Source organism: Pseudomonas sp. TE3910 (genome assembly GCF_056279025.1).
Map to the genome: position 1 here is coordinate 4,665,169 of NZ_JBWBQN010000001.1, position 26,699 is coordinate 4,691,867.

Annotated in this window: 20 protein-coding genes and 2 pseudogenes; 17 read left to right on the forward strand and 5 right to left on the reverse strand. The window is 57.8% G+C overall.

The window, feature by feature from the left end:
• Positions 1 to 26 precede the first annotated feature (26 nt).
• Together ACZ9H3_RS21360 and ACZ9H3_RS21365 are read right to left on the reverse strand one after the other, a co-directional pair.
• Positions 27 to 1,205 (reverse strand): vWA domain-containing protein, encoded by a 1,179-nt coding sequence (locus ACZ9H3_RS21360; RefSeq protein WP_102053294.1) that lies wholly within the window; start codon positions 1,203 to 1,205, stop codon positions 27 to 29.
• Positions 1,206 to 1,235: 30 nt separating this feature from the next.
• Positions 1,236 to 2,081: an AAA family ATPase gene (locus tag ACZ9H3_RS21365; RefSeq protein WP_065761662.1), complete on the reverse strand. Its 846-nt coding sequence runs from the start codon at positions 2,079 to 2,081 to the stop codon at positions 1,236 to 1,238.
• 232 nt (positions 2,082 to 2,313) lie between these two features.
• On the opposite strand from ACZ9H3_RS21365, the gene cysK reads away from it, so the two are divergent.
• From cysK to ACZ9H3_RS21380, 3 genes are all read left to right on the forward strand, one after another.
• The gene (gene cysK, locus ACZ9H3_RS21370) at positions 2,314 to 3,288 is read left to right on the forward strand and encodes a cysteine synthase A (protein WP_099773833.1); all 975 of its coding nucleotides are present in this window, start codon (positions 2,314 to 2,316) and stop codon (positions 3,286 to 3,288) included.
• Between the two features lie 173 nt (positions 3,289 to 3,461).
• The gene (locus ACZ9H3_RS21375; protein ID WP_330522140.1) at positions 3,462 to 4,397 is read left to right on the forward strand and encodes an aspartyl/asparaginyl beta-hydroxylase domain-containing protein; all 936 of its coding nucleotides are present in this window, start codon (positions 3,462 to 3,464) and stop codon (positions 4,395 to 4,397) included.
• Positions 4,398 to 4,761: 364 nt separating this feature from the next.
• Entirely contained in the window at positions 4,762 to 5,658 is an 897-nt protein-coding gene (locus tag ACZ9H3_RS21380; RefSeq protein WP_476222420.1) for a DMT family transporter, read from the forward strand.
• An 81-nt stretch (positions 5,659 to 5,739) separates the two neighbouring features.
• Here ACZ9H3_RS21380 and ACZ9H3_RS21385 read toward each other — a convergent pair whose 3' ends face one another.
• Positions 5,740 to 6,627, reverse strand: coding sequence for a DMT family transporter (locus ACZ9H3_RS21385; protein WP_476222422.1), 888 nt, complete (start codon positions 6,625 to 6,627; stop codon positions 5,740 to 5,742).
• Between the two features lie 284 nt (positions 6,628 to 6,911).
• Here ACZ9H3_RS21385 and aceK point away from each other — a divergent pair, with 284 nt between their 5' ends.
• Positions 6,912 to 8,633, forward strand: coding sequence for a bifunctional isocitrate dehydrogenase kinase/phosphatase (gene aceK, locus ACZ9H3_RS21390; RefSeq protein ID WP_330522145.1), 1,722 nt, complete (start codon positions 6,912 to 6,914; stop codon positions 8,631 to 8,633).
• A gap of 1 nt (position 8,634) precedes the next feature.
• Here the strand turns inward: aceK and ACZ9H3_RS21395 are convergent, their stop codons facing one another.
• Entirely contained in the window at positions 8,635 to 9,510 is an 876-nt protein-coding gene (locus ACZ9H3_RS21395; protein ID WP_476222424.1) for a DUF6279 family lipoprotein, read from the reverse strand.
• A 156-nt stretch (positions 9,511 to 9,666) separates the two neighbouring features.
• Between ACZ9H3_RS21395 and ACZ9H3_RS21400 the strand changes: the two genes are divergently transcribed.
• Positions 9,667 to 10,503 carry a CvfB family protein gene (locus ACZ9H3_RS21400; RefSeq protein ID WP_065761668.1) on the forward strand — a complete coding sequence of 279 codons (837 nt, stop codon included), beginning with the start codon at positions 9,667 to 9,669 and terminating at the stop codon, positions 10,501 to 10,503.
• On the opposite strand, the gene ACZ9H3_RS21405 is transcribed toward ACZ9H3_RS21400, so the two are convergent.
• Positions 10,504 to 10,884: a hypothetical protein gene (locus ACZ9H3_RS21405; RefSeq protein ID WP_476222426.1), complete on the reverse strand. Its 381-nt coding sequence runs from the start codon at positions 10,882 to 10,884 to the stop codon at positions 10,504 to 10,506. It lies immediately after the preceding gene.
• Between the two features lie 480 nt (positions 10,885 to 11,364).
• On the opposite strand from ACZ9H3_RS21405, the gene ACZ9H3_RS21410 reads away from it, so the two are divergent.
• The 12 genes and pseudogenes from ACZ9H3_RS21410 (at position 11,365) to tssE (ending at position 26,622) form a co-directional block, all read left to right on the forward strand.
• Positions 11,365 to 11,883 (forward strand): Hcp family type VI secretion system effector, encoded by a 519-nt coding sequence (locus ACZ9H3_RS21410; RefSeq protein WP_065760319.1) that lies wholly within the window; start codon positions 11,365 to 11,367, stop codon positions 11,881 to 11,883.
• Between the two features lie 91 nt (positions 11,884 to 11,974).
• Positions 11,975 to 14,725, forward strand: a complete 2,751-nt coding sequence (locus ACZ9H3_RS21415; RefSeq protein ID WP_476222428.1) for a type VI secretion system Vgr family protein — start codon at positions 11,975 to 11,977, stop codon at positions 14,723 to 14,725.
• Positions 14,722 to 19,371, forward strand: coding sequence for an RHS repeat-associated core domain-containing protein (locus ACZ9H3_RS21420; protein ID WP_476222430.1), 4,650 nt, complete (start codon positions 14,722 to 14,724; stop codon positions 19,369 to 19,371). Before ACZ9H3_RS21415 ends, ACZ9H3_RS21420 begins: the two co-directional genes overlap by 4 nt.
• 20 nt (positions 19,372 to 19,391) lie before the next feature.
• Positions 19,392 to 19,829 (forward strand): immunity 26/phosphotriesterase HocA family protein, encoded by a 438-nt coding sequence (locus ACZ9H3_RS21425; protein WP_476222432.1) that lies wholly within the window; start codon positions 19,392 to 19,394, stop codon positions 19,827 to 19,829.
• Between the two features lie 134 nt (positions 19,830 to 19,963).
• A pseudogene (locus tag ACZ9H3_RS21430) lies at positions 19,964 to 20,218 on the forward strand (RHS repeat-associated core domain-containing protein); the annotation flags it as partial.
• Between the two features lie 305 nt (positions 20,219 to 20,523).
• Positions 20,524 to 20,877 (forward strand): hypothetical protein, encoded by a 354-nt coding sequence (locus ACZ9H3_RS21435; protein ID WP_476222434.1) that lies wholly within the window; start codon positions 20,524 to 20,526, stop codon positions 20,875 to 20,877.
• Between the two features lie 332 nt (positions 20,878 to 21,209).
• A pseudogene (locus ACZ9H3_RS21440) lies at positions 21,210 to 21,425 on the forward strand (polymorphic toxin type 37 domain-containing protein); the annotation flags it as partial.
• A gap of 598 nt (positions 21,426 to 22,023) precedes the next feature.
• Positions 22,024 to 22,287, forward strand: coding sequence for a PAAR domain-containing protein (locus ACZ9H3_RS21445; RefSeq protein WP_065760322.1), 264 nt, complete (start codon positions 22,024 to 22,026; stop codon positions 22,285 to 22,287).
• Positions 22,288 to 22,599: 312 nt separating this feature from the next.
• Positions 22,600 to 24,156: a type VI secretion system protein TssA gene (tssA, locus tag ACZ9H3_RS21450; protein WP_330522149.1), complete on the forward strand. Its 1,557-nt coding sequence runs from the start codon at positions 22,600 to 22,602 to the stop codon at positions 24,154 to 24,156.
• 32 nt (positions 24,157 to 24,188) lie between these two features.
• Entirely contained in the window at positions 24,189 to 24,695 is a 507-nt protein-coding gene (tssB, locus tag ACZ9H3_RS21455) for a type VI secretion system contractile sheath small subunit (RefSeq protein WP_065760324.1), read from the forward strand.
• Positions 24,696 to 24,724: 29 nt separating this feature from the next.
• Entirely contained in the window at positions 24,725 to 26,200 is a 1,476-nt protein-coding gene (tssC, locus tag ACZ9H3_RS21460; RefSeq protein WP_476222438.1) for a type VI secretion system contractile sheath large subunit, read from the forward strand.
• A 14-nt stretch (positions 26,201 to 26,214) separates the two neighbouring features.
• Positions 26,215 to 26,622 (forward strand): type VI secretion system baseplate subunit TssE, encoded by a 408-nt coding sequence (gene tssE, locus ACZ9H3_RS21465; RefSeq protein ID WP_065760326.1) that lies wholly within the window; start codon positions 26,215 to 26,217, stop codon positions 26,620 to 26,622.
• The last annotated feature ends 77 nt before the right edge of the window (positions 26,623 to 26,699 follow it).

Consider the following 26,699-nt stretch of genomic DNA (forward strand, 5'->3'; position numbering starts at 1 on the left):
CAGGTGTGGTTCCGGGCGTTGTTCTCTTACTTGGACAGAAACCGCATCCCTTCCTCGAGCCCGCGCAGGGTAAGCGGAAACATACGGTCTTCGATCAACTCGCGGACAATGTTGGTCGAGGCCGTATACCCCCAGGTGTTCTTGGGGTAGGGGTTGATCCAGATGAGCTTCTTGTACTTCTCCATGAAGCGTTGCATCCAGACGTAGCCCGCCTCTTCGTTCCAGTGCTCGACGCTGCCACCGGGCTGGGTGATCTCGTAGGGCGCCATGGCCGCATCACCAACGAACACCACTTTGTAGTCGGCACCGTACTTGTGCAGCAGGTCCATGGTGGAGGTGCGCTCGGAGGTACGACGCAGGTTGTTCTTCCACACCGATTCGTAGATGAAATTGTGGAAGTAGTAGTACTCAAGGTGCTTGAACTCGGTCTTGCAGGCCGAGAACAGTTCCTCGCAGATCTTCACGTGGGCGTCCATGGAGCCGCCGATATCGAACAGCAACAGCAGTTTTACGCTGTTGCGTCGTTCTGGGCGCATCTGGATATTCAGCAAGCCTGCATCACGGGCGGTATGGTCGATGGTGCCGTCGATGTCCAGTTCGTCGGCCGCCCCCTGGCGGGCGAACTTGCGCAGCCGGCGCAGGGCCAGCTTGATATTGCGCGTGCCCAGTTCAACCTGGTCGTCGAGGTTACGGTATTCGCGCTGATCCCAGACCTTTACTGCTTTGCCCTGACGTTTGCCTGCATCGCCGATGCGGATGCCTTCGGGGTTGAAACCGCCGGAGCCGAAGGGGCTGGTACCGCCCGTGCCAATCCATTTGTTGCCGCCGGCGTGGCGTTCCTTCTGTTCTTCCAGGCGCTTCTTGAACTCCTCGATCAGCTTGTCCAGCCCGCCAAGGGACTGGATCTGTGCGCGTTCTTCGTCGCTGAGCGAGCGCTCGAATTCCTTGCGCAGCCAGTCTTCTGGAATCAGCGCCTCCAGGTGTTGATCGAGGTTTTCCAGGCCTTTGAAGTAGGCCGAGAAGGCGCGGTCGAACTTGTCGAAGTGGCGTTCATCCTTGACCAGAATCGCCCGTGACAGGAAGTAGAACTCGTCCATGTCGGCAAAGGTCACGCCCTGCTTGAGTGCGTTGAGCAAATCAAGCAGCTCGCGTACCGACACCGGTACCTTTGCCGCGCGCATTTCATTGAACAGGTTGAGCAGCATGGCAGTCGCCCCTGATTGGTCTGTGGCAGATCAGCGATTGCCGCGACGGCTCATGAACGCCAGGCGCTCCAGCAGTTGTACGTCCTGCTCGTTCTTGACCAGGGCGCCAGCCAGCGGCGGAATGGCCTTGGTTGGATCGCGCTCGCGCAGCACGGCTTCACCGATGTTGTCGGCCATCAGCAGCTTGAGCCAGTCGACCAGTTCAGAGGTAGAGGGTTTTTTCTTCAGGCCCGGTACCTTGCGCACGTCGAAAAACACATCGAGTGCTTCGCTGACCAGGTCCTTCTTGATGTTGGGGTAGTGCACATCGACGATCTGCTGCAGGGTGTCGCGGTCAGGGAAGGCGATGTAGTGGAAGAAGCAGCGACGCAGGAAGGCATCAGGCAGCTCCTTTTCGTTGTTCGAGGTAATGATGATGATCGGACGCTGCTTGGCCTTGATCGTCTCGTCGGTCTCGTAAACGTAGAACTCCATCTTGTCGAGTTCCTGCAACAGGTCGTTGGGGAACTCGATGTCAGCCTTGTCGATTTCGTCGATCAGTAGAATGACGCGCTCTTCGGACTCGAACGCCTCCCAGAGCTTGCCCTTCTTCAGGTAGTTGCGCACGTCGTGCACCTTGTCCACACCCAGTTGCGAGTCGCGCAGGCGGCTGACCGCATCATACTCATACAGCCCCTGATGGGCCTTGGTGGTGGACTTGATGTGCCAGGTGATCAGTTTGGCGCCAAAGGATTGGGCCAGTTGTTCGGCGAGCATGGTCTTGCCGGTGCCGGGCTCACCCTTTACCAGCAACGGGCGTTCCAGGGTAATCGCCGCGTTGACCGCCAGTTTCAGGTCGTCTGTGGCGACATAAGCGCTGGTGCCTTCGAACTTCATGTAGCGATCCTCTAACGTAGCCCCAAGGGTACGTGGCCCCTGGTGGAAAAATGGTTATCCCCGACTATAACGCGCTGCCCGCTTGGCTGGGAACGCAGACGGAGCATTCAGTCTCTGAATGCTCCGTCACTTGGTGACTGATGTGGCGGATGTTTGTCCTTTTGAGGGCTGGACGCACTTCAGGGGCAGGCTTACCCTTGAAGTTTTCGCACGGTGCCAAAAGGACCCCGCCATGAGCCGCATTTTTGCTGACAACGCGCATTCCATCGGTAATACACCGCTGGTGCAGATCAACCGTATCGCCCCGCGCGGAGTGACCGTTCTGGCCAAGATCGAAGGGCGTAACCCTGGCTATTCGGTCAAATGCCGAATTGGCGCAAACATGATTTGGGATGCTGAAGGCAGCGGAAAGCTCAAGCCTGGCATGACCATCGTAGAGCCGACCTCGGGTAACACCGGTATTGGCCTGGCGTTTGTCGCGGCGGCCCGTGGCTACAAGTTGGTGCTGACCATGCCGGCGTCGATGAGTATCGAGCGTCGCAAGGTGCTCAAGGCACTGGGGGCCGAGCTGGTGTTGACCGAACCTGCCAAGGGGATGAAAGGCGCCATTGAGAAGGCCAACGAAATTGTTGCCAGCGACCCTGCCCAGTACTTCATGCCACAGCAGTTCGATAACCCGGCAAACCCGGCGATTCATGAAAAAACCACAGGGCCCGAAATCTGGAACGATACAGATGGTGCGGTGGATGTGCTGGTAGCGGGTGTCGGTACAGGCGGTACGATCACCGGCATTTCGCGTTACATCAAGAAGACCAAGGGCAAGGCGATTCTGTCGGTGGCGGTGGAACCCATGGTATCGCCGGTCATCACCCAGGCACTGGCCGGTGAAGAGATCAAGCCCAGCCCGCACAAAATCCAGGGTATTGGCGCAGGCTTCGTGCCGAAGAACCTTGACCTGTCGATGGTCGACCAGGTCGAGCTGGTCAGCGATGAAGAGTCCAAGGCCATGGCCCGGCGCTTGATGCAGGAGGAGGGCATCCTCTGTGGCATTTCCTGTGGTGCCGCGATGGCGGCGGCGATACGCCTGGCCGAAAAACCGGAAATGCAGGGCAAGACTATCGTGGTCATCCTGCCCGACTCCGGTGAACGTTACCTGTCGAGCATGTTGTTCAGTGACCTGTTCACCGATCAGGAAAACCAGCAGTAATACCGCTGCCTGTGCCGGTTTGCCTGATCCGCGGCAATATTCGCTGCCGCGCTTTGTTGCACAATCCTTAACAGTGATTGTCCGGCTCTGGTTGTTTTTACCAGGGCCGGATCGGTTTATCATGGCCGATTAATCGGCAGCGATGGCCTGATCGAAATTCCAAGGAGTGTTGCATGACCTTTTCCTTTGTCGCCAAGGCAGGTGTACTGCTGCTGTTTTTCGGCAGCACGCTCTATGTACATTTGCGCGGCAAGGCGCGTTTGCCGCTGTTGCGCCAGTTCGTCAACCATTCGGCATTGTTCGCCCCTTACAACGCCTTGATGTACCTGTTTTCCGGGGTGCCGTCCAAGCCCTACCTGGACCGCAACCGTTTCCCGGAGCTGGATGTGCTCAAGGACAACTGGGAAGTGATCCGTGAGGAGGCCATGCACCTCTTCGACGAGGGGTACATTCGTGCTGCCGAGAAAGACAACGACGCCGGATTCGGCTCGTTCTTCAAGAAGGGCTGGAAGCGTTTCTACCTGAAGTGGTACGACAAGCCGCTGCCGTCGGCCAACGCGCTTTGCCCGAAGACCGTTGAACTGGTCAGCAGTATCCCCAACGTCAAGGGCGCCATGTTTGCCCTGCTGCCTGGTGGTAGCCACCTGAACCCGCACCGTGACCCCTTTGCCGGTTCCCTGCGTTATCACCTGGGCCTGTCGACGCCCAACTCGGACGACTGCCGGATCTACGTCGATGGTCAGGCGTATGCCTGGCGCGACGGTGAAGATGTGATGTTCGATGAGACGTACGTGCATTGGGTGAAAAACGAAACCGACACGACGCGCGTGATCCTGTTCTGTGATATCGAACGGCCGCTCAGCAGCCCGCTGATGACACGCATCAACCGCAGTGTCAGTGCGTTCCTTGGCCGTGCCACGGCACCGCAGAACACCGATGACGAGCGTGTTGGCGGTATCAACCAGGCGTATGCCTGGAGCAAGCGTTTCAGTAACGTCATCAGTAACAAGGTCAAGCAGTTCAAACGGGCCAACCCAAAAGCCTATCGGGTCATGCGCCCGGTGCTGGCCGTGCTAGTTGCCTACCTGTTGTACCGCTGGTTGTTCTGACCCCTTGCGCTGTTACCGGGTGCTGACTATAGTCAGGCCCGGTAAGGCCATGTGCCTTCCGTTAATCCCCCTATTGAAGAACTGATCATGCCCGCATTCTGTCCAGTCACTGCATACGCTGCCGCGCCCGACGCGGTAGTTGTCGTGCGTGGCGCGCAGCAGCCGGCCATGATCAGCCATTACCCACCACCTGTCAGTGGCGTTCCAGGGTGTGTCGTAGCACCCCCAGGCGTGGTTGTCGTAGTGGGCTGAGCAGCTGGTGCTGCGACATCCCCCGATTACGCCTGAACACTACTGAAAGCGGTTGACTGTCCTTTTGCGGCAGCACCGTTCGGCTTACTTGCCCGAATACAGGTGGCATTTCATGTCTGTTATCTCGAAAGAATCCGTGGCCGCGGCGGCCACGACCAGCCTGTTCGTCCTGCTCTGGAGCAGTGGCGCGATTGTTTCCAAGTGGGGCCTGGCCCACGCAAGCCCCTTTGCCTTTTTGCTGATCCGTTTTGTCATCGCCCTGGCAGCGTTACTGCTGCTTGGCCCCTTGTTGAAATTGCGTTGGCCGCAAGGCCGGCGCGCGAGGCTGCAGGCGATTTCAACAGGGTGCGTGCTGCTTGGCGCTTATCAGATTTTCTACCTGTTGGCCCTGGACGGTCACGTCACACCCGGGGTTATGGCCACCGTGATGGGCGTGCAGCCGATTCTCACCATCGTGCTGATGGAGCGTCAGCGCTCCTGGAATCGGCTGTTTGGTTTGTGCCTGGGCCTGGCCGGGCTGGTAATGGTGGTTTATCAGGGCATAGGCTTGGGAGGCGTATCGTTTGCCGGCATGTGTTTCGCGTTGCTAGCGCTGGCGAGCATGACCCTGGGCACGATCATGCAAAAACGTATTACCGCTAATCCATTGGGTACCCTGCCGTTGCAGTACCTGGCAGGGTTGCTGCTGTGTGGGGTGTTCGCGCCCTTTCAGCCGCTGCATATCGATCCGGGCAGTGACGTGCTGCTGTCGGTGCTATGGATGGGATTAGTGGTTTCGGTGTTCGCCACCTTGCTGCTCTACCGGTTGATTGCCGGGGGCAATCTGGTGAATGTCACCAGTTTGTTCTACCTGGTACCGGCGGTGACCGCCATCATGGATTACCTGATCTTTGGCAACCGACTGGCATTGCTGAGTGTACTGGGCATGGGGCTGATCGTTATCGGCTTGCTGTTCGTCTTCCGCAAGCCGGCCTATGCGCCTCAGTCAGGCAGGGTTGAAGAGGCCTAGCGGTAACTGAGCCTGGCACGGCGTACAGGCAGCCAGCCTTACGCCGCGCCTGGCAATGCGCTCAACGACGGGTACAGGTCTTTATCTGGTCACGCTGGGCTTGAGCACCAGCCACAAGGCCAGCGCAATCAATGCTCCACCGTACAGGTGGGCAGCAGACAACGGTTCGTCCAGTAACCAGGCTCCCCAGAGTACGCCAAACGCGGGAATCATGAAGGTCACGGTTGACGACTTGACCGGGCCGATCTCGCTGAGCAGGCGGAAGTACACGATGTAGGCAAAGGCGGTGCAGACCAGCCCCAGGCCCAGTAGCGATAACCAGACCTCCCAACCACCCCAACTGGCCGGTGGCTGGGTCATGACGTTGTAGCCGAACAGGGGCAACAGCAGCAGGGTGGCGCCGAGCATGCTGCCCAGCGCTGAAAGGCGGCTGTCCAACCCGCCCTGGTGGTCGAGCCAACGTCGGGCAAGAAAACCCGCGAAGCCATAGCAGGTGGTTGCCGCCAGGCAGGACAGGGCGCCTTGCAGCAGGTTCAGGTTGAAGGCTACCGGCCCGGCGCCACTGAGAATGCCGACGCCGAGCAGGCCGAGAAAAATGCCGGCGAGTTTGCTCAGGGTCATGGGTTCGCGAAAGAACAGCGCACCGATCAATACGCCCATCAAGGGCGTGGTGGCATTGAAAATGGCCGAGTAGCCGGCTGGCAGCACTTGCGCCGCGACGGAGTACAGGGTTGCCGGAATGCCTGAGTTCACCATGCCCAGCACAAGGCACGCCTTGAGTTTGCCGTGAAAATTCCAGTCCACTCGCAGCAGTGCAAGGATCATCAGCAGCCCAGCACAGGCAATCGAAACACGGAAGAACGCCGTGGGCACAGTGCCCAGTACTGGCGCAATAATGCGCATGAACAGAAAGCTGGCCCCCCACACGGCAGCGAGGGTCAGCAGGCGGGTCAGGGCGATAGGGCTCACGAGGGTCTCCGGTCCTTGGTGCGGGCCGCGAGTTTACGGTAAATGCTTGATCGCCTCGCTCTGTTTCTTGCGCTGGTTTCCTGAGTAAGGATCATGTCGTTCGCGCGGGCCGCTTGCAGTAGCGTTGTCCGCTATCTGGTAATACGCAGGGATGGGCAGTACACCGGCGCGCTGAATCAGGTCTGTTTACTAGCTTTTGGCCGAAGTATCGGTGCGAGGAGTCTTTTCGTCCTGTGGGAGACTGACCTAAGCTCAGGCTTTATCCACGACACCGAGGTCCCTGTATGCCCCAGCCATGGCCGGCCGCTGATATTGCCCGGATGATCCTCGAAGGTTTCGACGACTACCGTGAGCATTTCCGCTGTATTACCGACGGTGCCCGTAGTCGCTTTGAGCAGGCCCAGTGGCAGCAAACGCAGAGCGCCTCGGCGGCACGGATCAACCTTTACGAAGACAAGGTCAGCGAGGTCAGCCAGCGCCTGCACCAGGCGTTTACCGATGAGGTGCTGCTGGATGTCGCCTATTGGCCATTGGTCAAGAGTGCCTATATCGACCTGATTGATCCACGACTGGACGATGAGCTCTCCGAAACCTGGTACAACTCGATTTTCTGCAGTCTGTTCAGCCATGACCTGATCAGCGATGGCTGCATGTTCATTCACACCACCCGGCCTTCGCTGCGCAGTCACGAGCGAGCCGCGCAAACGCGCATTTACCGTCCTGACGGGCACTTGGCGGCTATGCTTGCGCAGGTCTTTGCGGATTATTCGTTTGACGTACCCTATGCCGATTTGCAGGGCGATCTGGCGCGACTTGAAGTGCAACTTCGAGAAAACCTGCCGGACTGGGTGTGCAAGGACCCCCAACTGCAGGTCGAGTTGTTTTCCTCGGTGCTCTACCGCAACAAGGGTGCCTATCTGGTCGGGCGGATTTTTACCCAGGACGAGCAATGGCCTTTGGTGATCCCGCTACTGCACCGCGAAGGGCACGGTATCGAGATCGATGCACTGATTACCGATGAAGCGGACGTCTCTATCATCTTCTCGTTTACCCGTTCCTATTTCATGGTGGATGTACCGGTGCCCGCCGAGTTCGTTGGCTTTCTCAAGCGTATTCTTCCGGGCAAGCACATCGCTGAGTTGTACACCTCGATTGGCTTTTACAAGCATGGCAAGTCGGAGTTCTACCGGGCACTGATCAACCATCTGGCCAGCACCGATGACCGCTTTATCATGGCGCCCGGGGTGCGTGGCATGGTCATGAGCGTGTTCACCCTGCCGGGCTTCAATACAGTGTTCAAAATCATCAAGGACCGTTTTTCACCCTCCAAGAGTGTCGATCGGGCCACGGTGATCGAAAAGTACCGCCTGGTGAAGAGTGTTGATCGCGTCGGGCGCATGGCCGACACCCAGGAATTTGCCGACTTTCGTTTCCCGCTGAGCAAGTTCGACCCTGAGTGCCTGGCCGAACTGCTGGAGGTGGCACCGTCTACCGTCGAGGTGCATGGTGATACCGTACTGATTCGCCACTGCTGGACTGAGCGACGCATGACCCCGCTTAACCTCTACCTGGAAAATGCCAACGATGCCCAGGTGCGTGACGCGCTGGAGGATTACGGCTTGGCCATCAAGCAGTTGGCGGCGGCGAACATTTTTCCAGGTGACATGTTGCTGAAAAACTTTGGCGTGACGCGCCATGGTCGGGTGGTGTTCTACGACTACGATGAAATCTGCTTTCTGACCGAGGTCAATTTCCGCTACATCCCGCCGCCGCGCTTCCCGGAGGATGAGATGGCCTCGGAGCCCTGGTATTCCATCGGCCCGCTGGATGTATTCCCTGAAGAGTTTCCGCCGTTCCTGTTTGCCGACAGCGCCCAGCGTCGCCTGTTCAGCCAACTGCATGGCGAACTCTATGATGCCGATTACTGGAAAGGCCTGCAGGAAGCGATCCGTGCGGGCAAGGTGATCGACGTCTTCCCGTACCGGCGCAAATGCCGCGAAGCGTGAGTCAGGCGCCCGCCTTCAGGCATTTGAGCTGGCTGAAATCCTGGTGCACCTGTGCCAGCTTTTTCTCCAGGTGTTGCCGCTGATAGGGGCTGCTTTGAGCCATCAGGTCGACCAACAGGCTGCGGGTAGCGGCTTCGTTCTGTTGGTAGGCCTGGCGGTACGCAGGGGTCCAGAGACGTTCCCGGTCGATCAGCAAACGCTCCAGGCGCTCTGGAAAGTCTGCAGACTGCCGTTGCTCCACGGCGGCACTGAACTGCGCCTGCCATTCTGCGCGGTTGGTGATCCAGACATTACCCTGAGCGCCCAGTGAGTGTGCCCACTGGGTGATCCGCAACTGCTGTTGCGCGCTGAGCTCACCCAGCCAGGGTGTCAGACGCTTTTCCATGCGTCGGGTACGCTGGGCGATCTGTTTATCGAAGGGTGTATTGGCGTAAATTTCCTGCTTTTCGCGGGTATCTTCGGTAAACGCCAGACGCATGGCGCGTACCTGATCATCATCCAGGGCGCGTAACAGTTCTACCGCCGAAGGCGTGATCTGCCTGGCTACGTTGTCGATCGCGTGCTTGATTTCGTTGGTGCGCGCCTGCAATTGCGCCTCGGACACCTGATTGCTGGCCACCATCGCCTTCACCCGATCGAGCCATTCAAGGTAACCCGGCAGTTGGGTGCGGCAGTGCCAGCTCAAATGTGTCGTGAGGCGCTGTTTAAGCCAGGTTTTCTGTTCGCGGTTCATGTCCAGGTAGTCGTTCAGCGACCAGGGCACGAGGATGTCGAGGTTGCGGTAGGCCAGATCAATCCGGTTGCAGGCTATCAGTGCGGCACTACAGAGAACCGCTAGCAGGAGAGGGCGCAGGTACTTGGACAGGCGGCTGTACATGAGCGGATCCTTGCATGGGCATGCCCTTTCTTTATAGAACAGGCAGGCTCTCTTGCCGACCCCACAGGTACGAACGGTTGAAAGAGACCTTCAGTGACCGGGCGGTGTCTTCGGTTCAGGTGTAGAATGCCGGCCTCGCAACGAGGATTTTCGGACATGGCTTTAGTTGGGCGTTACAACAGTTTGCAAGTGGTAAAACATACGGACTTCGGTCTGTACCTGGACGGTGGAGCAGACGGCGAGATCCTCTTGCCCAACCGCTACATCCCCAAGGACACGCCCACTGAAGTTGAAGATTGGCTCAACGTCTTCGTCTACCTGGACAGTGAAGACAAGCTGATCGCCACCACCGAGAAGCCCAAGGTGCAGGTTGGCGAGTTTGCCAGCCTGAAGGTGGTCGAGATCAACAGCATTGGCATTTTCCTCGACTGGGGCCTGCCCAAGGACCTGTTGATGCCGTACTCCGAGGAAAAGCATCCACTGCGTGCGGGCGACTATTGCGTGGTGCATGTCTACCTGGACAAACGCACCCGCCGCATTACGGCGACTTCACGTCTGGACCGTTACCTGGACAAGGTGCCGGCCAACTACAAGGTGGGGCAGCAGGTCGATCTGCTGGTCGCCGGCGAGACGCCCATGGGCTTCAAGGCGATCATCGACAACAAGCACTGGGGCCTTATCCACAAGAACGAAGTGTTCAAGTTCCTGCGTTCCGGCAAGCAGGAGAAGGGCTATATCAAGGAACTGCGCAGCGACGGCAAGATCGCCCTCAGCCTGCAGCCAATTGGCCAGCAGGCCGTTAACAGCCTGCACGACCTGATCCTCGACAAGCTCAAGGCGGCCAACGGCGTGTTGCCTGTCAGCGACAAGAGCGACCCGCAACTGATCAGCGACCTGTTCGGGGTCAGCAAGGGCAACTTCAAGAAGGCCATTGGCGCCTTGTATAAGGACGGCCTGATCGTGATCCACGCTGACCGTATCGAACGGGTCTGATCAGCTCTGCAGGAACCGGGCGAAACTGACATTGTTGCCGCCCGGACGCTGATCCTGCAGCCACGCATCGCGGTCGGCGCTCAGCGCCAGGCTGATGGTGGTACGGCGCTTGTGCGCATTACGCACCTCCATTTCCTCCAGGCGTGTGCGCAGGAAGCTGGTCGGCACCTTCAAGTGCTGCAACTGGTCGTTCTCCGGAGTGTGCAACAGCAGGTTGATCCAGTCACCCAGGCCGGTGTGCAGGCGCTTCACCGGTACATCAAACCACCAGATATTGCGCTTGTGATCGAGCGCGGCGAACAGGCAGTTGTCGGCGCTCAGCACCGGTGTGCCCAATTGCTGGTTGCGGCGGGCAATAGCGGTGGGTTTGTCGATTTTCATTGCGGGTTCCTACGGGTGACGCTTTGGCACGGTGTCAAAGATGCCGGGCATTTTACGCGTTCTGTGCGTTGCTGGGGTTAATTCCTGAGCCCTGATTGCTGCACTCTGGATGCCCATCGAACGATGATTTTCTCGGGCAAAAAACAGCCTGTTAATCACATTTTTTTGCATGATGGCTTTAGGCTATTGTGCGCAAGAAGTTGCGCACTGAAATGTGGATAACCCTGTGTATAGATTTGCGTAGGCCATATATTTCGGTGTGTACAGACGAGTGCGCAAGAAGTTGCGCAGCACTGCGCAACTTCTTGCGCACTTTTTCCTGATTATTTGTGCAAAAAACGACCAGTTCTGTTTGGTTTGTTTTTAAGCTTATGATTTTAAAGCATTTTAAAAAGTTGGCACGATCCTTGGCATTAGTCATTTCGTCGTGGGGCGGATTTCGCCCACGGTTTTAATGACTTTTTAGCAAGGAAAATACCAATGGCTACTCCTGCATACATGTCCGTCGTGGGCACCAAACAAGGCCTGGTTACGGACAGTGCCTTTACCGCAGATTCCGTCGGCAACACCTACCAGGAAGGTCATGAGCATGAGGTCATGGTTCAGGGCTTCCAGCACGAAGTGATCATTCCCCGTGACCCGCAATCTGGCCAGCCTACAGGTCAGCGCGTACACAAGCCCGCAGTCGTCACCAAAGTGTTCGATAAGGCTTCGCCGCTGCTGCTGGCGGCACTGACGTCCGGTGAGGTGCTTAGAAAGGTCGAGATCAAGTGGTACCGCACCTCGGCGTCCGGCACCCAGGAGCATTACTACACCACCACCCTGGAAGACGCGATCATCGTCTATATCAAAGACTACATGCACAACTGCCAGGACCCAAGCAACGCGCATTTCACGCATCTGCAAGACGTGCATTTCACCTACCGCAAGATCACCTGGACGCATGAGGTCTCGGGTACCTCCGGCTCTGATGACTGGCGCGCGCCGGTTGCCGGCTAAGGCTGATTGATCTTACTGCGCAGCGGTCGGCCTTCGTGTCGCCCGCTGCGCACTGCCTGGCGCTGCCGATACCCTGACGGAGGAACATTGGATGTTCGCACCGGCCAATCAACCGCATTTCCGCCTGACCATAGAAGGTCTGGAACATGACCTTCAGGTGCTGTCCTTCAACGGGCAGGAGGCGATCAGCCGGCCGTTTCACTTCGAGCTCGAACTGGTCAGTGAACGACCCTCGCTCGATCTGGAGGGCCTGTTGCACAAGCTTGCTTTTTTGCAGTTTTCGCCCAATGGGCATGGCATACATGGGCAGATCTACCGCGTTGCCGTGGGCGATGCCGGTAAGCGCCTGACGCGCTATCGGATCACGCTGCGACCGCGTCTGTCCTATTTGGCGCACCGCAGTAACCAACGCATTTTTCAGCACCTGACGGTGCCGCAAATCATTGCTCGTGTGCTTGAAGAGCACGGCATCTTCAGCAACACCTATCGGTTTCACCTGAGTGGGGTCTATCCCGAGCGCGAGTACTGCGTTCAATACGCCGAGTCTGACCTGCATTTCATCCAGCGTCTGAGTGAAGAGGTCGGTTTGCACTATCACTTTCAGCACAGCGTCGAAGCGCACACGCTGGTGTTCGGTGATGATCAGACGGTGTTTCCGGTTCTTGCTCCTGTGCGTTATCAGCCTGACTCGGGCATGGTCGCTGAAGTACCCGTGATCAAGCACTTTGGCCTGCGGGTAGAGACGCGTACCAGCCGCGTCACTCGGCGTGACTACGACTTCAAGACACCGCGCCTCGAACGGGAGGGCAAGGCCGAAAGCGAGGCCAGGCCAGACCTTGAGGACTACGGCTACCCTGGACATTTCAATCAGGACAAGCAGGGTGCTCTGCTGGCCAAGCGAGCGTTGGAGCGCCATCGCAGCGATTACCAGCAAGCACACGGCGACAGTGATCAGCCCTTGCTGGTCAGCGGGCACTTCCTGCGCCTGGCCGAGCATGGCAACCCTGCCTGGAACGACCTGTGGCTGTTGACCGAAATCACCCATGAAGGCCGACAGCCTCAGGTGCTTGAAGAAGCCATCGTCAGTGATTTCGAGGCTGACCTCGACGGTTTTCATCAGGGCTACCGTAATCACTTCGTCGCCACGCCTTGGGATACCCCATTCCGTCCACCGCTTGAGCACCCCAAACCGAGGTTGTTCGGCACGCAGAGCGCAGTTGTCACCGGTCCCGAAGGCGAAGAGATCTATTGCGATGCCTATGGGCGGGTGAAGGTGCAGTTTTTCTGGGACCGTGAAGGCCAGGCCGACGAGCGCACCAGCTGCTGGATGCGTGTGGCCTCCAACTGGGCCAGTCAGGGTTTCGGGGCTATCTCGTTGCCGCGTATTGGCATGGAAGTATTGATCAGCTTCCAGGAGGGGGATCCTGACAGGCCGTTAGTCACCGGTTGCCTGTTTCATGGGGTTCATCTTCCGCCTTACCGGCTACCTGACTTCAAGACCGTCGCGACGGTCAAGAGCAAGGAGCACAAGGGTAGCCGCAGCAACGAGCTGCGCATTGACGACACCACCCGAGAGATCAGTATTGCACTGCGCAGTGACCACGGGGCCAGCGCGCTGAACCTCGGCTACCTTACCCATCCCCGGCCCTCGGGTGGCAAGCCGCGGGGGGAGGGCTTTGAGCTGCGTACGGATCGCCACGGTGCCGTCCGTGCCGCCGCCGGCTTACTGTTGACCACGGAGCCGCGGCCACATGAAAGCAAACACCACAAAGACCTGCCGGAAACGGTAGATCGCCTGGCCACAGCCAGCGACCAACAGGATGGCTTTGCCGACCAAGCCCGCGATGTGCAGGCGCAGGAACATGGCGATCAGGACGAAGTCGCCAAAGCGTTGCAGCGACAGCACCAAGGAATATCCGGGCGAGGGCCAACCACTCAGGCTCGCGAGATATTTCCAGAGTTTGTCGAGCCGCACCTGGTGCTGGCCAGCCCCGCCGGCATTGCGTTGACCACACCAGGCTCCATGCACTTGGCTGCCGGCGAGCACCTGGCGCTGAGTAGCACCGAACACACCAGCCTGGCGATCGGTAAGCGCCTGCTGGTCAGTGCCAGCCGAGGTATGCGCCTGTTCGTGCAGAGCCTGGGTTGGCGCCTGGTCGCAGCCTCCGGTGATATCGACGTGCGAGCCCTGAGGGACAGTATCAACCTGTTGGCAAAACTCAATGTCACGGCGACAGCTGAACGCATCACCCTGAAGGCCAAGACGGAATTGGTGATCCAGGGCGGCGGCAGTGCTACCACCTACAACGCGTCGGGTATTACCCATGCCACCAGTGGTCAGTACAGCGCTCATGCCAGCAACTTTGCTCACGTAAGCCCCAAAACCAATGTTGCAGTGTTCCCGACTTCGCCGCTATCGGCTCAGGGTAGCCTCGAGCTGTTTAACCGCTATGCCAGCCGTCAAGGCATCAAGGCCGGCGGGTTCGAGGTGGCGGATGCGATGGGGAAGCCGCTGAAAGGATGCCTGGATGAGACCGGATTCATGGGGGCTTCGGGAGCATCCGCTGGGCCGGGAAGCGTGCAGTTTGGCCCGGATCCGTCAAGCAGTTGGCTCGATGCAAGCCTGGTCGAAAGGCCGCAGTGGATGCAGGAGATACCTGCGCTCGAGGCGACGTTGAACGACGTACAGATGCTGCTCGATCCGGTACTCCCAGCACTGCAGAGCGGATTACTCAAACCGCACATCGGGGCATTGTTACCCCGTGCGGCCAGTGAGATTTCCCCTGACATCTTGCCACCCGACTCCATTCACAACGTGCTCCAGGATGAGCTCACCTCATGACCGGTCCCTCCTCCACGCTACCCCCTCGCGAACCGCAGATCGCGGTCGTCCCGCTCAATACCTTGACCGTTGAAGACGTCGGCCTCAGCGCCGGGCGTTTCGATGCCTGGCTGCAATCGATCAGCGGCGGCCTGGTTACCCTTGAGCGGTTGAAGAACGCGGCCGCAGGCCTGCCGATCACCGGCAATATCATTGCCCTGGTCGATGCCTTGAATGACATCGTCACGTTGATGGAAAGCGACCCGCCCGACCCGCTGGACTGGGTCAGCCTGGGCATCAACCTGATCGGCATGATGCCCTTGCCACCGGGCATGACCGCTGCGCGCATGAGCCTGCGTCCGGCGTTGTTCCTGCTGCGTCAGGAGGTACGCAACAACCCGACGGCGGCATTCGGCGATGCCCTAGTCGGGCTGCTGGCGGGGCACTTGAACAGCACCCTGGCCGGCACCCTCGATGACTTCGTCAGCCAGGCTCGGGGCAAGCTGCCGGGTTTGCTCGACGATGCCAGCACCTTTGGCGAACGCTTGCTGGAAGAAATCGCCGGCAGCCTGGAGCGGGTGGTCACGGCCACGCTCGACGCCCAGGGAGATCTGCACCTGGCCGGGCACCAGATGCACCGTGCCAGCCAGCAACTGCTGCATGATCCGCTGGCGTCGATCGACAACGCCCTGAACGCGGCCTACAGCGTCTACAAGGCCGCCGGTAAAGGTGTGAGCAATACTGCGGCGCAGCACCTGCTGCCCGAACAGGCCCGCAGCCATGCCCTGCGTCAGGTCGGGTTACTGCGTGCGATGGGCCCGCAACTGCGCCAGCAACTGAGCACTCAGACCGACCCGGGCAGCCCCCACACGCTGGCCTGGCTGCTGCAGCGCCTGGAACAGGCCGTGAGCCTCTGGCGGCATCGCCGCCGTCATGGCCAGAGCATCAACATCAAACCCCATGGCGTTACCCAGGTGCGCCACCAACTCCCCAACGGCCTGCTGGAAACCACCCGCCAGCAGGCGCCGGTGACGGCCAACCCCAACCCGCGAAAAAACGGCGCGTGCAGCGGCACCTGCAACAGCATCAGCTTTGCCCTGGGCACCGAAACCCTCAGCCACACCGACTTCAGCCTGCCGGGCACCTATCCGATCAACTGGACCCGCACCTACTGCTCGCGGCTGGCGGCCTATGACCAGGGCCTGCTCGGTGCCCGCTGGATCAGCGCCTTCACCACCGGCTTCGACTGCGTCGACGACGGCCTGCTGTACCACGATGCCGACGGTCGCAGCCACGCCTACCCGTTGCCCAAGGTGGGCAAGGCGCACGTCGACGGGGTGGAAAACCGCGTGCTGATGCACGCCCGCAAGGGCCTGCTGGTGCTGATCTACGGCCATGAACGCAAGGAAGTCTACGAACAGCACGGGCAACACTACCGGCTGAACAACGTGCTGCTGCGCAGCGGCGCCGGGTTGTTACTGCGCTATGAGCATCGGTACGGCGAGGCGGCGCGGCTATCCGACCTGTACACCTACCAGGATGACCTCTCGCAACTGCACCGCCACCTGGGCACCGAACTCGATGAGCAAGGCCGCCTGCGCAGCCTTTGGGAATACCGCGACGGCGTGGCCCAGCGGCGGCTCTGCACCTACCACTACGATGACGCCGGCGATCTGGTGCGCGCCGAGGACGAACACGCCGCTGCCTGGACCTACCAGTACCAGCAGCACCTGCTCAACCGCTACACCGACCGCACCGGGCGCGGCCTCAACCTGCAGTGGCAGGGCGAGGGCGCCGAGGCCCGTGCCGTGCGCGAATGGGCCGATGACGGCAGCTTCGACACCCGCCTGACCTGGGACCCGCACCTGCGCCTGACCTACGTCACCGACGCCCACGGCCAGGAAACCTGGCACTACCTCGACCGCCAGGGCTACACCTACCGCATCCGCCACCCCGACGGGCGCTCGGAGTGGTTGTTCCGTGACGCCGCGAAAAATGTCATCCGCCATGTACACGCCGACGGCAGCAACGACCGCTACGGCTACGACCGCCACGGCAACCTGCTCGAACACATCCTTCCCGACCACCACGTGGTGTATTACGCCTACGACGAGCTGAACCAACTGACCAAGGTCTGCGACGCCGAAGGTGGCCAGTGGCTGCGTGACTACGATACCCGGGGCAACCTGATCGAAACCACCGACCCGCTGGAGAACAAGACCGAGTACGCCTACAACCTGGCGGGCCTGCCGACGCGGGTCACCGACGCCAATGGCAACGAGAAAACCTTCGCCTACAACGCCGCCGGCCAACTCACGCGCTACACCGACTGCTCCGGCAAGGTCAGCCACTGGGCCTACGATGAACGGGGGCAGATGACCCGCTTCAGTGACGCCGCCGGGCAGCACACCGACTACCAGTACCAGGCTGGCCAACTGGTACTGATCCGTCACCCGGACAACAGCGAAGAGCGCTTCGCCCGCGATGCCGAGGGGCGCCTGCTGACCCATGTCGATGGCCTCGACCGCTGCACCACCTGGCAGTACAACGGTGCCGGGCTGATCGCCGAACGGGTCGACGGCAACGAACAGCGCTTGCGCTACCACTGGGACCGCCTCGGCCGCCTGACCGGCCTGGAAAACGAAAACGGCCGGCGCGCCACGTTTCACTACGACCCAGTCGGTCGCCTGCTGAGTGAAACCGGCTTTGACGGCCAGGCCCTCGGCTACCAATACGCCGCCGACACCGGCCGCCTGGCCCGCATCGTCAACGGCGAACACCTCACCGACCTTGAATTCGACCCCATGGGCCGGCTGCTCGAACGCCGCGCCCGGCTGGGCACCCAGGAACAGCGGGAAACCTACGCCTACGACGGCAACGGCCAACTGATCATGGCCAGCAACGCCCACAGCCGCGTGCAATGGTTCCGCGACCTGGCCGGCAACCTGACCCGTGAACACCAGCACTACCTGGACCTGAAGACCCCGACGGTAGCCGTCTGGAAGCACGAATACGACGCCCTCAACCAACGCTGTGCCACCGTCCGCCCGGACGGCCACCGGGTCAGTTGGCTGACCTACGGCAGCGGCCACCTGCTGGCCCTGCGCCTGGACGCGCACGAACTGCTCCACTACCGGCGCGACGACCTGCACCGAGAGATCGAACGCCAGCAAGGCAACGAACTGCTGCACACCCAGCAATGGGACCCGATGGGGCGCCTGCAGGCACAAACGCTCCAGCGCGGCCAACAGACCCTGCTCAAACGCGACTATCACTACGACCGTGCCGGCCAACTGACCCACCTGGACGACAGCCGTCGCGGTCCGCAGCGCTACCACTACGACCGGGTCGGGCAATTGCTCAGCGCGACCACCCGCCATGGCCGCGAGACCTTTGCCTTCGACCCGGCGGGCAACCGGCTCGACGACACCCACGGCCAGCCGCAACCCCCGCTGGAAGCCAACCCGCGGACCACGCAACAGGTGGACAACCTGCTGCGCGAATACGCCGGCCGACACCACCGTTACGACGCCCGTGGCAACCTGGTCGAACGCTGGCAGACCGGCGACCACAGCCGCCTGCGCTGGGACCTGTTCGACCGCCTGGTGCAATTCGAAGACCAACGCCTGCGGGTGGACTACACCTACGACGCCCTCGGTCGGCGCCTGTCCAAACGCTCGGTCGCACACTTCAACCCAAGCCCGCTGGCCGGCTCCGGCTGGAACGAAAACGAACGGATCAAACGCCAGCAGCACTTCGACTGTGGCTACACCCTGTACGGCTGGGACGGCGACACCCTGGCCTGGGAACACCGCCCCGTGCGCCATGCCGGCGAAACCGGGCGGATCATCCACTACCTCTACGAACCGGGCAGCTTCGTACCCGTGGTGCAAGCCATCCGCCTGGGAAACATGAGTCTGCACAAACAGCCGGTGTACAGCGACCACTACCGCCTCGACGAAGACCCGTTGTGGACCACCCAACCCGAGGCCCAGCCGTTCACCGAACTGCTCTGGTACCAATGCGACCACCTCGGTACCCCGCAGGAACTGACCAACCAGCAAGGCGAGATCGTCTGGCGTGCGCAGCACAAAGCCTGGGGCGAAACCCAGGTGCAGCGCTCGGACTGGGCACAGCACAAAGGCATCCAGAACCCGCTACGGTTCCAGGGGCAATACCACGACCACGAGACCGGCCTGCACTACAACCGCTATCGGTACTATGATCCCTTGGTCGGGCGGTTTATCAGCAAGGATCCGATTGGTTATGCGGGTGGGCTGAACCTGTATGTGTATGCGCCGAATCCGGTTTTTTGGATTGATCCGTTTGGGTTGGCGAATAAGACATACCAAACATATATAAAAATGAATCCAGCTACTGAGCAGGTCTATTCCGGTCGAACATGTGGGTGTGACTTGCCAGAGATTAACATTGCGAGACGAGATAGCGGTCACCATATGAACAAACAGGGATATGGTCCAGCGATTCTTGATAAAAGCTCAGAGAGTGCAGATGCAATTCGTGGTCGAGAGCAGCAGCTTATTGAAGCTAATGGGAGGGCTAAATCAATGGGTGGGACATCAGGTAATGCTATAAATGGCATATCGCCAAAAAATAAAAAACTTGGACACTATATTGATTCAGCTAATAGTGAATTTGGAGAGTGAGTGTGGATAGGAAGGGGTGGGTGGCGGGTGATATTTTGAGAATTGACTTGGGTAATGGAAGTTTTGCCTTTGCTCGGGTGTTAGATTTTCCATTGGTTTTATTTTACGATATTTTTGCGGAAAAAATGCTCCCGCTTAATCAGGTTGTAGCGTCAAAAGAGTTGTTTAAGATATGGGTTATGAAAAAAGCTTTTTCATCTGGGGGTTGGGAGGTGATAGGTAATTCTCCATTGGATGTAAGCCTTCTTGAAAGTCCAGTTTTTTTTAAGATTGATCCTATTAGTAAGAAGTTCTCTCTTTATCAAGATGGTGCAGAGGTTCCAGCGTGTCGGCAGCAGTGCGAGGGGTTAGAACGAGCTGCTGTGTGGGATCCGGTGCACGTGGAGGATAGGTTGCGTGATTATTTTAATGGTGTTCCTAATAAGTGGGTTGAATCATTGAAGCTGCCAGTTAAATAGCAGGTTCTATCTCTATGAAGCCAATTAATCTCTGCATGCAGTGATAATTGTAAGTCGTTTGGGTGATACTGACGGGTGAGTGTAGAGAATTTCTAGATCGGTTTTCAACAGGATACCTGTTGACTATTTGACGCGCACAGCACACGGCCTGGGGTTAAACCCAGGTGCAGCGCTCGGACTGGGCACAGCACAAAGGCATCCAGAACCCGCTACGGTTCCAGGGGCAATACCACGACCACGAGACCGGCCTGCACTACAACCGCTATCGGTACTATGATCCCTTGGTCGGGCGGTTTATCAGCAAGGATCCGATTGGTTATGCGGGTGGGCTGAACCTGTATGTGTATGCGCCGAATCCGGTTTCTTGGATTGATCCGCTGGGGCTGGCTGCGCATAGAGGTAGGTTTCAAGCGCAGGGCGAAAAGCTAGAGGAATCTGTGGCTTGGAATCAAGACTCCCCTCTAACAGCAATTGAAGCTAGGGCGAAGCTCGAGGAGTTAAAAAATAAATTAGATAAAGGAAGTCTCTCTGTGCGAGAGGAAGCATTTCAAAAGGCAGATAATTTTGTTTTGAGTGCTTGCAAGTGTGGTGGGGTAGATGCTCCGGTGAGTAAAACTTTTATGGTTAAGGGCGCTAGGCGTGAGCGCGTAGATATAGAGGTCATCTCTGGGAAGGCTTTTGGGGAGTAGTTTATATGTTTGAGAGTTATTTGGAAGACAGTTTGATTTATATGTCTTTGGAGCGTTATTTTTTAAATTTTTTTTATTCTAGTTTGGAGTTTTTAGGAGGGGATAGATCTGATTTTTTGGTTCCGTTTTATAGGGCTGCTTTTACGGATGGTCAGTCATTTCAAGATGGTAATCCGATTTTTTCAGCTAAAAACAAAGTTAGTGGTAATTCTCTGAGGGTTGTTGTTAGTGATGATGTGGTGGATGTTGTATCGTATGGTGAGGCTAAGTCTGGTGGTGAGGAATTGGTTGTGATTGGTAATGTAAAAAATCTCTCAGAGATAGAGGTTTTTGTTTTTGGCTGGATTGCAGGGTCGTAAGCTTTTTGAAGAGTATTAGCCATGGTTGATTCTTCTTTCGCTAGGAGTTCCGAATCACTGCCTAAGGGAAAACAAGAAGATTCTGCAGGAAAGCAGGCAGGGCTATAAAGAGTTTCGCCCCTTTGGGTGATAGCATCGATTATGGTAGCATCGAGCTTGAAACTTCTGCCCAAATTAACATGAATGGCAAGTCCGTTGCGGGCGTCGGCCAAAATCTTTCCGTGCGGCAGAGCTTGCTAGGGTTGGTAAAAACTAAATGAGCATAAGGCTGTCGGTACAAAGTAAAAAATCCATCCAAAGATGCATATGATTCAAAGGGGGCGAAAGCTCCTGGTGAGCCTGGTAATACTGAAGGGTTTTGTGATTGTAAAAATGGAGAAGCGTGGGCAAGGCTTGATGATGGTCGCGGTGCCGGTTGGGTAGATAAAGAGGACAATGTATGGGTGCCTACTGGTCAAGGCCCAGATGCTCATAGTGGGCCTCACTGGGATGTTCAAATGCCGGGTGGGGACTATGAAAATGTTTATCCCGGTGGTAGGAGGCGATGAGGGATGGAAGTTAAAATTAAATTGGTCAGATTTTTATCGAAGGGTGATGAGCGGCGATTTTTTTGGGCTTGAATGAAATTTTAGCAGTAAAAAGCTGTAGCGGATTAGGCTGTTTTTTGGTTGTGAAAATTGATCGGAGGGTTCTTAGTAATGCAATGACAAAGGAGCTTATTGCGTTACTCAGTCGCTATGGGATTTGTCTGGCTCCATTATCTGTTTTGGCGGATAGTAAAAAATTTTCTTGGATCAAGGATCCTGGCTTATATTGGTACAAGAGCATGTTTGAGGATTCTTGAGATCAGCGATTTTTGTGGTGCAGGCTATCGGTCATGGGTGTATGAGCCTACATAGATAACCAGCGCACAGCGATCACTACCGCCTCGACGAAGACCCGCTGTTGACCACCCAACCCAAGGCTATGCCTTTCGCTGAACTGCTCTGGTACCAATGCGACCACCTCAGTACCCCCGCAGGAGCTGACCAACCAACAAGGCGAGATCGTCTGGCGTGCTCAGCATAAAGGCATTCAGAGCCTGTTACGTGATGTTGCCACCGCACAATTAATAGGGAACGACTTCGTAAGAAAGGAGGTAGCACGATGAAGGACATCATCCGCTTAGGCGACACCACCAGTCATGGTGGAACTGTACTTGAAGCCTTTACCCACACTAACCTCAACGGCAAGCCCATTGCGGGCGTCGGTCACAATGTCAGTTGCCCGCTCTGCAAGGGTATTTTCCCAATAGTCGAAGGCAGTAGCACTTATTCCGTTGAGGGTGTCCCCGTTGCACTCGATGGCATGAAAACCGCTTGCGGGGCTCATTTGATTGCCAGCGGTCCTCGTGGCGCAGTCATTCGCTAGTGTTAGTGGGGCGGATTATCCACTGGCTCTGCGAACCGCGCAGCGCTGTGTCAGGGGAGGTCATGCGGCATTTTCTTAGGTATTTCCTTTGAATTAAAGAAAATTCCTACAGCTCCATGGGAAACATCCTCTTTAAGGAAATATCTATTGGGGGGATATTCTTTTCGGTGTCAGGTTTTTTACTTTCAGGTTGATATTTTTTACTGGCATGCCTGGCGCCTGCTTGCTGCTGTTTTTATTTTTAAGAATCAGTCCGCTCGGTTTGCAGTTACGTGCATTCAGACGATTGATTCCTTTTTATGAAGTTGGTGGATGTCGTACTCATCTAAACTTTCTGCTCGTTACCTTGAACTTGCCAAGCGTTCTGTTTCACCAGGGGGCTTTGCGGGAGAGGATGTGCGCTTTTCGGTTGAGTTCGAGGCGCTGGAGGCTGAGCTGGGCAAGGCGCAGTCCATGCATGAAAGTGGTCAGGTCGACTGGATGGCAGTGCTTGAGCGTAGTGAAACGCTGTTGCGTGACCAGTCCAAGGATCTGCGGGTTGCGGTCTGGTTGACGTGGGCCTTGTATCAGCGTGAAGCCTTTCCGGGGCTTCTGGCGGGCATTGGTTTGTTGCGTGTGTTCTGTGAGCAGTATTGGACGGATATTCATCCACAGAAGCTGCGTACTCGCAGTGCCGCCATGCGTTGGTTGGTGCCGCGCCTTGATCAGGCTTTGAGCGAGACGATTCCGGTCAAGGAGCAGCAACCACTGTTCCGCTGCGTGCTTGAGCATCTGGAGGGCTTGGAAAAGGCGCTGACGGTACACCTGGGTGACGACGCACCGTTGCTGTTACCTGTCTGCCGACGCTTGAACAGCATGCTTAAGCGTGCCGACGATGATCGGCATGAGGCCGGCACTGTCGGTGCGGTAGTGGCTCAGGTCAAACAGGCGGCGGCACAGCTGTTTACGCCCGGGGCACCGATTGACAACGAGAAGGATGCCCACAAAGCGCTGCGTGCACAGCAGGAGGGTGCACGTCCGCTGTGTGCCTGGTGGCTGCGTCAGAAAGCGACTGATCTTCGTGCCTTGCGCCTGAACCGTACGTTGTTGTGGCTACCGATTGATGTAATGCCAGAGCGCAATGCCGAGCAGGTCACGGCTTTGCGCGGGCTGCCGGGCGACAAGTTGAGAGCTTATCAGGAGCAGTTTGAGCAGGGGCAGTACGCTGATCTTCTGCTTGAGCTGGAAGCCAGCCTGGCCAGGGCGCCATTCTGGTTCGACGGCCAGCGCCTGGTCTGGGAGTGCCTGCAGGCGCTAGGTGCTGAGCAGGCGATGCGTGAAGTGGAAGTTCACTTTGCCTTGTTGCTGCAGCGCCTGCCAGGCGTAGTCGAATTGCGTTTTTACGACAGTACACCGTTTGCCGACCCTGCCACTCGTAGCTGGATCAGTGCGCAGGTGATGCCTCATTTGCACAGTACTGAGGTGCCGCGCAAGGTTGAAGTTGGTAGCGATCAACCTGAATGGGAAGAAGCATTGGAGGCTGCCCAGCCCATCCTGCGCAAGGAGGGGCTGAAGGCTGCCGTACACCATCTCAAGCAAGGCTTGAGAAGTGCCCATGGAGGGCGCACGCGTTTTTTTTGGCAGTTGAGCATGGCTCGACTGTGCTTCATGGCCAAGAAATACGAGTTGGCCAAGACTCAGCTCGAAACCCTCGACCAGGAACTCCAGCGTTCGGGTGTGCATGCCTGGGAGCCTGACCTTGTGCTCGAGGTGTTGAACCTGCTGCACGGCTGCTGTGAGTTGTTGCCGCAGAACCATGCCGTCCGCGAGCGCAAGGACGAGATTTATCGACGGCTGTGCCATCTCGATCTTGAAGTGGTACTCGAATAGGCCCAAGGGCCGCAACCGAAAGGAGAAACACCATGGCCAAAGAAGGCTCGGTAGCGCCGAAGGAGCGCATCAACGTCACCTTCAAGCCTGCTACAGGCGGGGCTCAGGAGGAGATCGAACTGCCGCTGAAGTTGATGGCGATCGGTGACTATACCCAGCGAGTGGACGAGCGCAAGGTTGAGGATCGCAAGCCGATCAGTATCGACAAAATGACCTTCGACGAAGTGTTGGCCAAGCAGGAGCTGAGCCTGACGCTGAGTGTGCCTAACCGTCTGCAGGACGACAGCGACACTGATGAGCTGGCTGTGCAGTTGCGGGTCAACTCGATGAAGGACTTCAACCCGGCCAGCTTGGTCGAGCAAGTGCCTGAGTTGAAAAAGTTGATGGAACTACGTGACGCACTGGTAGCCCTCAAAGGCCCGCTGGGTAACGCACCGGCCTTTCGCAAGGCTATCGAAGGCGTGCTTGCCGACGATGAGTCGCGTGCACGTGTACTGGGTGAGCTAGGGCTGAACACCGCCCCGGCCCAGGACGCCTGAGCCTCCCATTTGCCAAGGAAGTCATCACCATGAGCAGCACTGCGACACAACAGAACAGCCCTGAAAACAGCGAGTACAGCATTCTTGACAGCATCATCGCCGAAACCCGCCTGACGCCCGACGATGATGCCTATGGCATCGCCAAACGTGGCGTCTCGGCGTTTATTGAGGAGTTGCTGAAGCCGCACAATAGCGGCGAGCCGGTGAAGAAGGCCATGGTCGATCGCATGATTGCCGATATCGATGCCAAGCTCAGCCGGCAGATGGATGAAATTCTTCACCATGCCGATTTCCAGTCGCTGGAGTCTGCCTGGAGAGGCCTGCAGTTGTTGGTGGAACGCACCAACTTTCGTGAAAACATCAAGATCGAGATTCTCAACGTTTCCAAGCAAGACCTGCTGGATGACTTCGAGGATTCGCCCGAAGTGATGCAGTCAGGCCTGTACAAGCATGTCTACACGGCTGAATACGGCCAGTTTGGCGGGCAGCCGGTGGGGGCGATCATTGCCAACTACTTCCTGTCACCCAGCTCGCCTGACGTCAAATTGATGCAGTACGTCTCCAGCGTTGCCTGCATGTCGCATGCTCCATTCATCGCGGCTGCCGGCCCGAAGTTTTTCGGCCTGGAAAGTTTTACCGGCTTGCCGGACCTGAAGGACCTGAAAGACCACTTTGAAGGCCCGCAGTTCGCCAAATGGCAGAGCTTCCGGCAGTCCGAAGATGCGCGCTACCTCGGTTTGACACTGCCGCGCTTCTTGCTGCGTAACCCGTACGATCCGGAAGAAAACCCGGTGAAGTCGTTTTTGTACAAGGAAACCGTCGCCAACAGTCACGAGCATTACCTGTGGGGTAATACCGCTTATGCCTTTGGCACCAAGCTGACTGACAGTTTTGCCAAGTTCCGCTGGTGCCCGAACATCATCGGCCCGCAAAGCGGTGGCGCAGTGGAGGACCTTCCATTGCACCACTTTGAAAGCATGGGCGAGATCGAGACCAAGATCCCCACCGAAGTGCTGGTGTCTGACCGTCGCGAATATGAGTTGGCCGAGGAAGGCTTCATTTCCCTGACCATGCGCAAGGGCAGCGACAACGCCGCATTTTTCTCTGCTAGTTCGGTGCAGAAACCGAAATTTTTCGGCATCAGCGCCGAAGGCAAGACGGCCGAGTTGAACTACAAGCTCGGCACCCAGCTGCCATACATGATGATCGTCAATCGCCTGGCCCACTACCTGAAGGTACTGCAGCGCGAGCAGATTGGTTCGTGGAAGGAACGCACCGACCTTGAGCTGGAGCTCAACAAGTGGATTCGCCAATACGTCGCCGACCAGGAGAACCCCAGCGCTGAAGTGCGTGGTCGCCGCCCGTTGCGAGCAGCCCAGATCATCGTCAGCGATGTGGAGGGTGAGCCGGGCTGGTACCGCGTGAGTCTGAATGTGCGCCCGCACTTCAAGTACATGGGGGCTGACTTCACGTTGTCGCTGGTTGGCAAGCTGGACAAAGAGTAACCGGGGTTCGGGCCATGAATGGAAACGGCAGCCTTTTTGAGCGGTTGAGTGGTGAGGCTGACAAGCGCATCGGCTGGAGCCGTGAAGCGTGTGTCACCGCTTCAGTGGCCACCCATCTGGCGAAGATGCTCAGTACCCGTGCGGGCAGTGTGCAAACGCTATCCGATTATGGCCTCCCTGATCTGAACGACATGCGCCTGAGTTTGCACGATGCTCTGAGCCAGGCCCGTAGCGCCATCGAGCGTTTTATCGAGGCCTATGAACCGCGTCTCTCCTGCGTGCGTGTTGTGTCCCAGCCGCGTTGTCACGATCAACTCAAGCTGTCCTTCAGTATTGAAGGGCTGCTTGACGTAGATGGCGTCAAGCGGCAGGCCAGTTTCTCCGCGCACATCAATGGCGGCGGACAAGTGAGCGTGACGTGATCATGGATGAAAAGCTTTTGAGAAGGACTGTCGTGTATGCGCCACGTGTTGCGGTCCTCGCACAGCAGGCTGAAAGG